The organism is Rhodococcus sp. SMB37 (assembly GCF_004345605.1).
Taxonomy (GTDB): domain Bacteria; phylum Actinomycetota; class Actinomycetes; order Mycobacteriales; family Mycobacteriaceae; genus Rhodococcus.
In genome coordinates this window covers 267,502-279,509 of the sequence record NZ_SLVY01000006.1, presented here as the reverse complement: position 1 = coordinate 279,509, position 12,008 = coordinate 267,502, and the positions used below count along the sequence as shown (strand labels likewise).

At 62.7% G+C, this 12,008-nt stretch carries 13 protein-coding genes; 6 read left to right on the top strand and 7 right to left on the bottom strand.

Annotated elements, in window-relative coordinates; translation table 11 throughout:
- Window positions 1-160: 160 nt before the first annotated feature.
- A complete protein-coding gene (locus tag EV641_RS12745) occupies window positions 161-988 on the bottom strand; it encodes an SDR family NAD(P)-dependent oxidoreductase (protein WP_132472086.1) in 828 nt (275 codons plus the stop codon).
- A 38-nt stretch (window positions 989-1,026) separates the two neighbouring features.
- Window positions 1,027-1,701: a TetR/AcrR family transcriptional regulator gene (locus EV641_RS12740; RefSeq protein WP_132472085.1), complete on the bottom strand. Its 675-nt coding sequence runs from the start codon at window positions 1,699-1,701 to the stop codon at window positions 1,027-1,029.
- Window positions 1,702-1,767: 66 nt separating this feature from the next.
- On the opposite strand from EV641_RS12740, the gene EV641_RS12735 reads away from it, so the two are divergent.
- From EV641_RS12735 to EV641_RS12725, 3 genes are read left to right on the top strand one after another with little or no spacing between them, the layout of a single operon-like run.
- Window positions 1,768-2,541, top strand: coding sequence for a glucose 1-dehydrogenase (locus tag EV641_RS12735; RefSeq protein ID WP_132472178.1), 774 nt, complete (start codon window positions 1,768-1,770; stop codon window positions 2,539-2,541).
- Window positions 2,538-3,029: a nuclear transport factor 2 family protein gene (locus EV641_RS12730; RefSeq protein WP_158289162.1), complete on the top strand. Its 492-nt coding sequence runs from the start codon at window positions 2,538-2,540 to the stop codon at window positions 3,027-3,029. The genes EV641_RS12735 and EV641_RS12730 overlap by 4 nt, the downstream gene beginning before the upstream one ends.
- A 58-nt stretch (window positions 3,030-3,087) precedes the next feature.
- Window positions 3,088-3,843 carry an SDR family oxidoreductase gene (locus EV641_RS12725; RefSeq protein ID WP_132472083.1) on the top strand — a complete coding sequence of 252 codons (756 nt, stop codon included), beginning with the start codon at window positions 3,088-3,090 and terminating at the stop codon, window positions 3,841-3,843.
- A gap of 19 nt (window positions 3,844-3,862) precedes the next feature.
- Here the strand turns inward: EV641_RS12725 and EV641_RS12720 are convergent, their stop codons facing one another.
- From EV641_RS12720 to EV641_RS12705, 4 genes are all read right to left on the bottom strand, one after another.
- On the bottom strand, window positions 3,863-4,627 hold the full coding sequence (locus tag EV641_RS12720; protein ID WP_132472082.1) for an alpha/beta hydrolase: 765 nt from the start codon (window positions 4,625-4,627) through the stop codon (window positions 3,863-3,865).
- 83 nt (window positions 4,628-4,710) lie between these two features.
- Window positions 4,711-5,397 carry a carboxymuconolactone decarboxylase family protein gene (locus EV641_RS12715; protein ID WP_132472081.1) on the bottom strand — a complete coding sequence of 229 codons (687 nt, stop codon included), beginning with the start codon at window positions 5,395-5,397 and terminating at the stop codon, window positions 4,711-4,713.
- Window positions 5,394-6,671 (bottom strand): acyl-CoA dehydrogenase family protein, encoded by a 1,278-nt coding sequence (locus tag EV641_RS12710; RefSeq protein ID WP_132472080.1) that lies wholly within the window; start codon window positions 6,669-6,671, stop codon window positions 5,394-5,396. Before EV641_RS12710 ends, EV641_RS12715 begins: the two co-directional genes overlap by 4 nt.
- A 35-nt stretch (window positions 6,672-6,706) precedes the next feature.
- Complete coding sequence (locus tag EV641_RS12705; protein WP_241997172.1) at window positions 6,707-7,693, bottom strand: phosphotransferase family protein; 987 nt, start codon at window positions 7,691-7,693, stop codon at window positions 6,707-6,709.
- A gap of 216 nt (window positions 7,694-7,909) precedes the next feature.
- Here EV641_RS12705 and EV641_RS12700 point away from each other — a divergent pair, with 216 nt between their 5' ends.
- From EV641_RS12700 to EV641_RS12690, 3 genes are all read left to right on the top strand, one after another.
- Window positions 7,910-8,917, top strand: coding sequence for an NADPH:quinone oxidoreductase family protein (locus EV641_RS12700; protein ID WP_132472177.1), 1,008 nt, complete (start codon window positions 7,910-7,912; stop codon window positions 8,915-8,917).
- Between the two features lie 144 nt (window positions 8,918-9,061).
- On the top strand, window positions 9,062-9,598 hold the full coding sequence (locus EV641_RS12695) for a hypothetical protein (RefSeq protein WP_199233232.1): 537 nt from the start codon (window positions 9,062-9,064) through the stop codon (window positions 9,596-9,598).
- Between the two features lie 32 nt (window positions 9,599-9,630).
- Window positions 9,631-10,389 (top strand): SDR family NAD(P)-dependent oxidoreductase, encoded by a 759-nt coding sequence (locus tag EV641_RS12690; RefSeq protein ID WP_241997158.1) that lies wholly within the window; start codon window positions 9,631-9,633, stop codon window positions 10,387-10,389.
- 157 nt (window positions 10,390-10,546) lie between these two features.
- On the opposite strand, the gene EV641_RS12685 is transcribed toward EV641_RS12690, so the two are convergent.
- Window positions 10,547-11,965: an ABC transporter substrate-binding protein gene (locus EV641_RS12685; RefSeq protein WP_241997156.1), complete on the bottom strand. Its 1,419-nt coding sequence runs from the start codon at window positions 11,963-11,965 to the stop codon at window positions 10,547-10,549.
- Between the last annotated feature and the right edge of the window lie 43 nt (window positions 11,966-12,008).

The window sequence follows — 12,008 nt, the reverse complement described above, 5'->3', positions numbered from 1 at the left end:
TGGGCAGATCCGGAACGAATCCCACCGCGTATCTGACACGTCGTATTCTAGTGATCGTCATCACAAGCGTCAACCCTCCAGTGACTTAACCTCCTCTTCAGTGCTTACCGGGCAAGAAGCTATGAGCACTTCGCGGTCGAGACGAGAAGTTATCTGACGCTTAGTCACTTATCGGGCGGGCCCTGCCCATGACGCTGTCCGCGGCCTCGAAGGCTGCTTCGATCCTGCGATGCCGCTGCCTGACCGACCCGAGGCGCTCCGGGTGGGTCACGATGTACAAATCACCGCGCTCGATGGCGTCGGCTACCGTTTCACCCACCACCTCCGCCTCGAGAAGCGACTGCGATCCGGCCTGCTGCGCGATCGGACCGCCCGGTCCGCCGGGCCGGTTTCGTTCACTGGCGCCGATACGCGACCGGACTTGCCCCGGAACGACAACCCCCACCCCGACGTGAGATCCGCGGGCTGCGAGTTCCTCGTCGAGCGCCTCGGTCAAACCCACCACCGCGAACTTCGTCGCCGCGTACGCAGTCAGACGAGGCGCGGCGCGGAGTCCGGCCATCGACGCAGTGTTGACGACGAATCCTGCACGTGACGTGCGCTCGATGATCGGCAGGAACGTCCGTACGCCGTTCACCACGCCCCACAGATTGACGTCCACCAGCCAATGAAAATCCTCGTCGGTCAACTCCTCGAACGGGGCCACTCGGGCGACCCCGGCGTTGTTGATTATCACGTCGATCCGGCCGTGCCGAGTGAGAGTCTCCTCGGCCAGTCGTTCGACATCCTCACACCGGCTCACATCAGCCCGGATGCCCAGGACACCAAGGTCGGCTGCCGCATCCAAGAGCGCCGACTGCTCGACGTCGGAGATGACGACGGTCGTCCCGCGGTCACGCAGCGCACGAGCCACGGCAAGTCCGATTCCCGACGCACCTCCCGTCACGACACAGACGGCGCCTGCCAGGTCACCGATTCCTCGTGCCATTTGCATTCCCTTCGGATTGTCATTGCCGGACTGTTGCTTCAGGCCCGGTCGGACTTGCTCTCGGCGCGGGCGTCGAGCCCGCCGAGCACGAACCGACCCGTCCACTCGACTTCCGAACGGGTCGGGGCCGTCCCGTTCCACAGGTGACGGCGCATGGCGCCCAGAACGAGATCTGCGATGCAGTCACCGTCGAGCCTGGGATCGGCCCCCAGTTTCGCCAAGGGTTCCGAGAGCAGCTCGCGGAGGGGGTAGAGCAGCTCGTCCGGCGTATTGCCCGAGCCCGAATCGCCGGACTTCTTGAGGGGTTCGAGCACCGCCCGGCTCGTCTGCGCGGCTTCGGTGGCGGTGACCTGGCGCAGCACGCCACGCGTCCACACGAGAATCTGTTCGCGGGGGTCCTTCGCCCGCGACATGCGTTCGCGCAGGTAATTCGTGACCCGCAGCGTTCCCTGCTCCAGCACTGCGAGCAGGAGATCATCTTTACTCGGGAACGAGCGGTACAACGTCTGATTCGAAATACCCGCTGCCGCCACGATCTCCGAGACGGAAGGGATTGCGGGTGCGGACTTCTCGATGAGTTCGAGTGTTACCGCAAGGATTCGCTGGATCTCGTCCTCCGCGGACTTCCGTTGCCGTGCCGTCCGACGCTCGGCCGCCTGCGCGACTCTACGGGAGACTGCCGATGACTGTAATTCTGATGTATCTTTCTTCACAGTGGGTAATCCGATTCTGATCCGAGGATATTTATGACTCCCAGTATGAAGGACGACGCCCAACACATGGCGTCGGATCCGCAGTCGCCCTTCGATCTGTTCAGCCTCACCGGCAAGGTCGCACTCATCACCGGTGGCAGTCGCGGGATGGGCAAGGAAATGGCACTCGCCTTCGCGCGGGCCGGCGCCGACGTCGTCGTCGCCAGCCGCAAACTCGAGAACTGCGAAGCCGTGGCCGCCGAGATCGAACAGACCACCGGCCGCAACGCCCTGGCCTACGGATGTCACATGGGCCGATGGGATGAGATCGAAGGCCTGGTCGACGCCGCATACGAGCGGTTCGGGCGCATCGACATCCTCGTCAACAATGCCGGCATGTCACCGGTCTACGACGACGTCACCGACGTGACCGAGAAGATGTACGACAGCGTCCTGAATCTGAACCTCAAAGGCCCGTTCCGGCTCACCCAGCTGGTCGGAACGCGAATGAAAGCGCAAGGTTCCGGCTCGGTCATCAACGTCAGCAGCACTGGTTCGCTGCGACCGATGGGGTCGATCATCCCTTACGCCGCCGCAAAGAACGGCCTCAATGCGATGACCGAGGGCTTCGCCCAGCTCCTGGGGCCCGAAGTCCGGGTCAACACCCTCATGCCGGGGCAGTACCTCACCGATATCGCCGCGGCATGGGACATGGACCACACCAACCGGATGTCCGAGCGCCTGCACCTCAAGCGCATCGGAAATCCACACGAAATTGTCGGCGCAGCACTGTTTCTCGCAAGCGCCGCATCGAGTTACACCACCGGCGCCATCGTCCGCTCGGACGGCGGCATCCCGTGACCGACCGCGACAGGTCACTTCTCGACGAACTTGCCATCCGCAAGCTGACCGACGCCTACAGCCACGCCGTCATGCGGGGCGACGGATCTGCAGCCGCGGCATGTTATTCCGAGAACGGAATCCTCTCCGCATACAACGCGCCGGATGTCGTCGGACGAGACAGGATCGGGTCGATCCTCGACAGTACGCTGGCCCCGCTGAAATTCATGATTCTCACGTGCACGAACGGCATCGTCGAGGTCGCGGGCGACACCGCCGTGGCAAGTTGGTCCGTGTCTGAATGGCTGGCAGTCGACGACGGAGACAAGCTCAACTGCAACTTCGGTGTGTACGAGGACACCCTCGTCCGGTTGGACGAAGGGTGGCGGTTCACGCGCCGTCGGTTCCAGGTGTTCGGCCGGGGGCAGGTGCCGTTCTCCGGCAAGTTCTCTCCCCGCCCCAATCTCGAACACGACTACACGGTGCCCCGTTTCCTGGATCCGGCGTAATCGCCCCGCACTTCACGATCCGGCAGACCGTACACATCGACGGAAGGACGGACTTCCGATGAGAAGATTCGACGCCAAGGTCGCCTTCGTCACCGGCGGCGCACAGGGCTTCGGCGCAGCATTCTGCCGATCGCTCGCGGCCGAAGGCGCGGCGGTGGTGGTCGCAGACATCGATGGAACCCGCGCCGAGAAGACAGCCGAGGAACTGAAAGAAGCCGGCTTCGAAGCACTGGCGGTCCATTGCGATGTGGCCGACGAGAAAACCGTTGCGCGTGCCGTGGCACGAGCAACGGAAGCGTTCGGTGGGATCGACATTCTCATCAACAACGCCGGTCTGCACCTGACCCGCTACAGCCGGCCCTTCTCGACAATGAGCCGCGAGGACGTGCGAGCTCTGTTCGACGTCAACGTGTTCGGCATCGTCAACACCTCGATCGCATGCCTCGAAGCCATGCGGTCGAGGGGGGGCGGCACGGTCGTCAATATTTCGTCGATGGCAGCATACAACCCGATTACCGCGTACGGCGTGTCCAAGCTGACAGTTCGTGCCCTCACGATCGCGCTGGCCCACGACTTCGCCTCCGCGGGTATCCGATGCAATGCTATCGCCCCTGGCCTGATCGGGACGGACAGCGCTCTGGCCGATCTCCCTCAGCCATTTGTCGACTCCATCGTCGAAGACCGGCAGCTCGTGCATCGTCTCGGCCGGACCGAGGACATCGTCGCCATGATGCTCTACCTGTGCTCGGACGAGTCATCGTTCGTCACCGGCGAGACCTTCAAGGTAAGCGGAGGCACACCGCTGTGGATCTAGTCGGAGTCGTAAATCCGGGTCAGGTCTGGGAATCCCGTTTACCGGACGGCGCCGGGTAGTGCTCGACGCACTCGAGCACTACCCGGGCCAGCGCGGCAGGTTCACTGATCATCACGTCGTGGCAGCTTTCGATCTCCACGACTTCGGAGACACCACCGAGATTGTCGATGTGCCGGCGTTGTTGTGCCGGCGGCATCGCACGATCGTGTCCGGTGAGCACCCACACCCGAGGGACTCCCTGCGGCATCGCGCTTCTGTCGACGCGTTCCGTAGCGAGCCGTGAGCTTTCCGCACACAACTCCGACAGCGTGAATTCGGTTTGCTCGTCGGTCATCCCGTTGCAGAATAGTTCTGTTGCCATTTCGCGGGGAAAGGGTTCGGTCACCCTGGACGTCACCCGCTCCCCTACCTGGCCCTGCAAGCTGCCCTGAAGGTTCTCGAGGATCGACCATCGGTTCGGTGGAACGGCGGCGGCAATGAAGACCATGCTGCGCACCCGTTCGGATCCGAGTTCGGCCGCTACACCGGGAATTGTGACACCGCCCATCGAATGGGCAACCAAGACAACGTCGTCGAACTCCGCTTCGTGAATGTCCTCGAGAACAGACGCGACGCATTCGGCAATGCCCACTTCGGCGAGATCCGCAGGGTTGGTCGCACGGCCCGGCAGGTCGACCGCCAGCACAGGTAGATCCGGCTGCAGCATCTTCATTTCATCCACTGTCCGCGACCAGCAACGGCCGGTGTGTTGTCCACCGTGCACCAGCACGATTCCTGTGCTCATACGTATCCTTCTGTCCCAAAACGCTTCACACGGATTACCATGTACGACACTGCCGTCAGATTAGGCGGAACGCGCAGCAATCGTCAATGCTCCGAATACTGCTGCCGCACACGGTGAGTAATTGGGCGATCGATCTCGGACGGGTCGAATTTCAGTACAGGTTCCGAATCGTCCAACACGTCGAGAATATGTGTCCACCGATGCGTACCGATGAAGGTGGCGCACATCTGTCCCAGTTCGACGATTTCAGCTGTTGTGAACACTTCGGCCAACTCGAGCAGGTCGTGATCACCGATCGCATGATGATCGCGGTTGAACGCATCCAAGAACTTCAGAGCGCGTCTCTCCCGTTCGGAGTATCCCGCAGACTCCAGCGGCCCGGCCATACAGGTAACGTCTTCATCGGAGATCGACGCATTCTTGCGGGACGCCGAGCACGCTCCGCACCCGTTGATCTGTGCGCTTCGGATACGCAGGAGTTCCTCCAAGCGCACATCGAGTAGCCCCTGCCGGAAGGTCAGCCGGTAGCGCTCATCGCTCGCCACCGCGTATGTCTTTGCATAAGCGTAGATCCGCAGCGGAACATCCGTCGTGTAGCGGCCCGCTTCGAGACCGGAAGCATATCGACTGCGCAGATCCGGATCGAGCTCGTCGAACGGAATCGGTTCGATCCTCGGCATTGGGCCTCCTCCAGTCTCATTCTTCCACTGTGGTTCAACCTTTGGGGCGGCGTCGTCCGCCGGGACGATGCTGATTCGGATCGACGTCACACCAATCCGAGCTTGCGTTTCGCGGCCTCTACCTTGTCGGGCAGGAACTCGGTGGGCCACGCGCCGTCCGTACCCTGTTGTCCCTTGAGCACACCACGGGCCACCTGTCGCAGGTGCACTTCAGTCGGACCATCGACGAGTCCCATAGCCGGCGCGGTAACCCACATCTTGTGCAGCGGTGTAGCGCGGGTGACGCCGAGTGCTCCGTGAACCTGAATCGACCGTTGGACGATGTCGTGCAACACCTTCGGTGTCAGGAACTTGATCGCACTGATGTCGGTGCGGCACTGCGAGTAGTCCTTGGTCTTGTCGATCAGCCAGGCTGTCTGCAGGACGAACAGGCGGAACTGCTTCAGCTGGGCGTAGGACTCCGCGATGTAGGTCTGCACGGTTTCGCGATCGGCCAGCGGTTTGCCGCGAGTCGTGCGGCTCAGCGCGCGTTCGCACATCATGTCGAGAGCTCGCTGGGCCAGGCCGACGGTGCGCATGGCGTGGTGCACACGTCCGCCTCCGAGGCGCACCTGTGCGACCTCGAAGGCACGACCCTCGTCACCGAGCAACGCGGTGGACGGCACGCGCACGTCGGCATAGTCGATGAGCGCCTCCGACCCCTCTTCTTCCGGTTCGTGGATCAGCGCGAAGTTCCGCTCGATGGTCAGACCCGGTGTATCGGTGGGTACGAGGAACATCGACATACCCTTGTGCGGGCCGGCTTCCTTGTCGGTGTAGGCCATCACGATGCAGAAAGTGGCGTAGCGGGCGTTCGACGAGAAGAACTTCCGTCCGTTGATGACCCATTCGTCGCCGTCACGGACCGCGGTGGTCTGGAAGCCGGCCACGTCCGCGCCACCCTGGGGCTCTGTCATCGAGTAGCAGGAGAAGATCTCACCGTCGAGCAGCGGTTGAAGATACTGCGCCTTCTGCTCTTCCGTACCGAAATGCGCGATGATCTCGGCGTTGCCCGTGTCGGGTGCCTGTGTTCCGAAGATTGTCGGTGCCCATGTGGAGCGACCCAGAATTTCGTTCAGCAGCGCAAGCTTCAGCTGCCCGTATCCCTGACCGCCCAGCGCCGGTTCGAGGTGACAGGCCCACAGTCCCTGCTCGCGTACGCGCTGCTTGAGCGGGTCGACGATCCTGCGGTGCTCGTCGTCGAGCGGTTTGTAGTTGTCGTACGGCCAGACGAGGTCGAGCGGCTCGACCTCGTCACGAACGAATTGAGCAACCCAGTCCAGCTTCTGCTGAAACTCGGGGTCGGTGTCGAAATCCCACGCCATGACGGCTCCTAGAGGTTGAATGTATGGATGGACGGTCAGCGCAGGGTGACCTGCCGGGACAGCGACGCCGCAAACTCCATGAGTTCGAGCACGATGGGGCCGAATCGGGCGACCCGGTCGTCGGCTTCACCCTTTGCGTGGCGAGCCACGCTCGCTTCGAGGACGAGCGCGAGCTTGAACCGCGCCAGGATCACGTAGTAGTCCACATCGGAGACATCGAGACCGCTGACGGTGGCGTAGTGCTCGAGCATCGTGTCACGGGAGGGCATGCCCTCGTAGTTGAGGTAGCGGGCGTGCTTCATCGCGTCGCCCTCGGGCCCCCAGGAGACGAGAACCCAGCCGAGGTCGAGCAGCGGGTCGCCGATCGTGGCCATCTCCCAGTCGATGATCGCTGCCAGCTTTGCGGGCTTCCCGTGGCGGAACATCACGTTGGCGAACTGGTAATCGCCGTGCATGATTCCGGGGCGGAAGCTGGTCGGCTGGTTTTTGCGCAGCCATGCGGCGGTCTCTTCGAGGCCGGGAATTTCGCGGAACTTGAATCCCGACAGGTGTGACAGCCAACGATCGACCTGGCGATCGAGGAAGCCCTCGGGCTTGCCGAAGTCTTCGAGGCCCTGTGCCTTCCAGTCGACCCGAGCCATACGGGCAGCGCCGTCGACCAGTTCGAGGCCGAGCTGGCCCTTTGCTTCGAGATCGGTGTCGAAGGGCGGGGCCCAGCCGCCGCCCATGGGGCTCCACCCATCGACGAGATCCATCATGTAGAACGGGGTGCCGATCACCGAAGTATCGGCGGTCGCCCCGCGGAGTGCGGCATGGGGAACATCGGTGCCCGCCAGTGCCTTCAGAAGCCGAGCTTCGCGCATGAGTACCTTGGCGCGACCCTCGACTGCGTAGCCGGGGGGTCGACGCAGTGCCATCTTTTCGCCGCCGCGGACGACCTCGAACAGTTCGTTCTGCGATCCGCCGGACAGCGTGCGGGCCTGTGCGAGCTCCCCGTGCCCAGGCAGACCTTCCCGGTCCATCCAGCGGCTGAGTGCCTCGACGTCGAGGGAAGTGGGCGCCAGCGCGCCCCCTGAAGTGGTGTGCGTGTCCTGGGTCATATCGAGTAATCTAATTACTCAAATGACGAAACACAATTACTAGCGAGTTTTGGATGCCGAATGCGCAGGTCGGAGCGCACGGACAGGTACGCACCGGAACCAAGGAGGCAGATAGTGAGTACGCGAATGAGCCCGATGATGCGTGCCGCACGGATCCACGAGCTCGGCAGCCCCGATGCCGTCACGATCGACACAGTCGCGAGACCGTCGCCGGCCGCACACGAACTGCTCGTGTCGGTCGAGGCCGCGGCCGTCAACTTTCCCGACACCCTCATGATCGCCGGGCGGTATCAGACGACGACACCGTTGCCATTCGTACCCGGGCACGAGTGCGCAGGGGTCGCCGCCGCCGTCGGTGCCGACGTAACCGGATTCTTCCCGGGTGACCGAGTCGCCGCACTCGCACCGGGTGCCTTTGCGGAATACGTCGTTGTACCGGAATCCTCCGCAATTCCGGTCCCAGCCGGGGTAACCTCCGCCGAAGCGGCGGCCACATGGGTCTGCCACCTCACCGCATACCATGCCTTACGGTCGATCGCTCAGGTCCGATCCGGCGACCTGGTCCTCGTTCTCGGAGCGGGCGGGGGCATCGGTCTTGCCGCAGTCGAACTTGCGGTTGCCCTCGGTGCCACCGTAATCGCGGCCGCATCTACCATCGAGAAGTTGGACGCCGCCCGTGCCCGCGGAGCTCGGTATGTTGTGGACTACGCCGGAGGTGATGTGAGGGAAGGCATCCGCGCGGCCGTGGGCCCGGGAGCGCTCCAGGTGGTGGTCGACCCGGTTGGCGGCCCGTGTGCAGAACCCGCACTCCGCGAGCTCGCCTGGGGAGGCACGTACGTCACGCTCGGATATGCGAGCGGCGAGATTCCCTCCATTCCACTGAATCTCGTGCTCCTCAAAGGTGCGGTGATCAAAGGCCTCGAAATCAGAACTTTCGCCCAGCACGATCCCGTAAGCGCTGCCCGGGACCGCGCCGAGTTCACCGAACTCTGGAGCGCAGGCCGGATCCGGCCCCACATCCATGCTCGATACCCGTTGGACGACACCGCCGCGGCGATGGCCGCGGTGGCAAGCCGGCAGTCGGTCGGGAAAACCGTCATCGAGGTCATCTCGTCGGAACCGCACCGAGCCGAGGGAGATTCCTAAACAGCACTCTCCTGCAATCATTTTCGTTGACCCCACGAGATCGATCATGGTAAGCATCACGAATCCGTGCACAGCGTCTCGGTATCAGCCGAGGTTCACGAGGAACCGATAGCGAGTCAGCACACCACATCCAGGAGGACAATCATGCGCGGCGGACCTTTGATCAAACATCTCGACGACGTGCCGTGGTTCGAAGCCATGCGACTCCGTTTCGACGACGGCCACACTGCATCGATCTGGGAGAAGTGGATCGAGTACACACCCAGATACTTGGTGTTCTACAACGTTTGGGAACCCGGAGCGCTCGCGCCGTACCATGGGCATCATGGTGATCATACGATCTTCGTCTTGAAGGGCGAACTGATCGACGGCGACGGAAATCGCTACGGCACCGGCACCCACATGATGCTGGACTGGGGCGACATGTTCGGGCCATGGGAGGCAGGTGCCGAGGGCGCTGTTCTCTACTGCGTCATCATGGGCACCGGCAAGTTCTTCGGCGGCGACCTCGAAGGCTGGCACAAGCTTCTGGAGAAGAAAGGTGCTGTCAGCGAGGACCTCCCCCGCCCTCCCATCCCGCCGTTCGCGGACAGTGGCATCAGCGACCCTGCATTGAAGCTGGGGCGCGCCGAAGGTAGCTCGGTCACCGACTGCCGCGATCCGGGCAAAGTGTCGATGTGAGCTACATATACGTAGCAGACCGCCGAGGAGAAATGATGCGATTCGAAGGCAACGTAGCGATCGTCACGGGCGCGGGAAGCGGCATCGGCGAGGCCTGTGCACAGACGCTCGCCGCCCAGGGAGCAGCGGTGGTGATCGCGGACGTCTCCGAACCGGGCGGCAATCGAGTAGCGGACGAGATCACGGGAGCAGGAGGCCGGGCGGTCTTCTGCCACACAGACGTATCCGAGGAATCCGATGTCGCAAACATGATCCGCGTCGCGATCGACTCGTTCGGCGGGCTGCATCTCGCCGTCAACAACGCCGGATTCTCGCACCCGCAGGCACGGCTGCACGAGATTGACCCCGCGGATTTCGATACAGCGGCGAATGTCACCCTGCGAGGTACTTTTCTCTGCATGCGCGCAGAACTCGGGCACTTTGTCGAACACGGAACAGGCGCAATCGTCAACGTCAGTTCCTGCTCCGGCCTGAAATCGGCAACCCGGATGGCCGGCTATTCCGCATCGAAGCACGGAGTCATCGGACTGACGCGTACTGCTGCAATCGACTACGCGAGCGAAGGAATACGGATAAACTCCGTCGCGCCTGCAACGATCGCAACACCCAAGATCCTGTCGTACCCCACCGAATTACAGGCACAGTGGGCCTCGCTCATCCCCATGGGACGGATGGGTACGCCCCGAGAAGTCGCCGATCTCGTGACATTCCTGCTGTCGGACGAGGCTTCGTTCATCACCGGAAGCACCTATGAGCTGGACGGTGGAATGATGCAGGCCCTGCCCGCGTAACGACACCGAACGCACAGTGCCCGCCCGGAGGGGGGCGGGCACTGTCCCATCAGGGTGGACGGTCAGCTGCTATGCAGGCGATTCGTCCACACGTCGGGCGGTTCGCTCAGGTGATCGTCGACCGGGATCACGCGCATACGGGTCTCCCGACCACTGCTCACGACGTCACGCCGGCGTACCGGACGTCGAAGATACTCGTGAAATCGGCGTGGCCGAGTGAGTCCATCCCGACTGTGTCTGACGTGTAGGCGACCATCGTCGGTGAACCGCACAGAAAGACGCTGTACGCCTCTTCCGCAGCCGTTCCCGAAGCGGTCTCGTAGAGCGCGGTACGCTCGTCATCCGACAACGACGGATCCAACGACCGCACCACCGTGTCGGCGAAATCCTGCGATGGCGGGGTCGGGAATCGGAAGTCCGCCAAATAGTTCGTCAGCAGAGTCTGGCCGGGAGTCGGCGCCGACAGAAAGATGTTCAGCAGTCCGTAGCCACCGGTTCGGAAAGTTGCCTGCGCGTCCACGGCCGGGATCGGAGCCAGCTGCACGTCCACTCCGACGTCACGCAACTGAGCCTGCACAGCCGTCGCCATCTCCTGTTGCGGCGAGGCACCGGCCACGTAGATGATGCGGATCGGCAGGTTGTCGGGCGCCCCCGATTCCTCGAGCAGTTGCCGGGCGCGCTCCGGATCGTACGGATACAGGTTCGCCGCGCCGGCGTCGTGGCCGTCGAGACCCACCGGGAGCGGTTGGGTGAGCGGTGGGCACCTGTCGTTCAGCAGGGCATTGTTGATGGACTCACGATCGATCGCATAGTTCAACGCCTGACGCACCCTCTTGTCTTCGAGACCCGGGATACCGATGTCGAGATACAGCACATACGACTGGACGATCGGGTACTCGTGTAATTCGAAGCCCGGTTGCGTAACCACCGACTGCAACTCGTCGTACTGATCCGGATCGACCTTGATCGCGTCGACCTGGCCCGATCGGAACGCATTCAGACGGGAGTTGTCGTCGGGTAGGCCTATCAATTCCAATCTGACGGGCTTCTGCGCCTCCGAGTCCCAGTACCCTTCGTGGCGCACATAGGTGATCCGGTCACCTGGCCGCACCTGGTCGAACTCGTATGGTCCCGACCCCGCGCTCTCCTTCGAGATGTCCAGTCCGCTCGCCATCGCGTCCACATCGACAATTGCCGACTCCGTGGTCGCGAGAACCGACAACAAGTCCAACGCTGGACGACTCGTTGTGATGCGCACGGTACGGTCGTCGACTACCTGTACGGATTCCACCATGTCGAAGCGACCGGCAACCCTCGACTGTTGTGGATCACGCGCGCGCTCGAGGCTCCCGACAACTGCATCTGCATCGACGGGGTTACCCGAGTGAAAGACGGCATCGTCTCTGAGCCGGAAGTCCACCGACCGGCCGTCCTCCGCGAAAGTCCATTCCTCCGCCAGCATCGGCACGATCTCCGGACCGGAAATCACCTGAGTGAGGCGGTCGTAGACCGGCGAAAGAAATGGGTAGTCGACTGTGTAGTTGCCTGATTGGTGCGGATCCAGATTATTCGGCACGACGTTCCCCGCCACCCGAAGAGTTCCCTCTCGGTTCACCTCC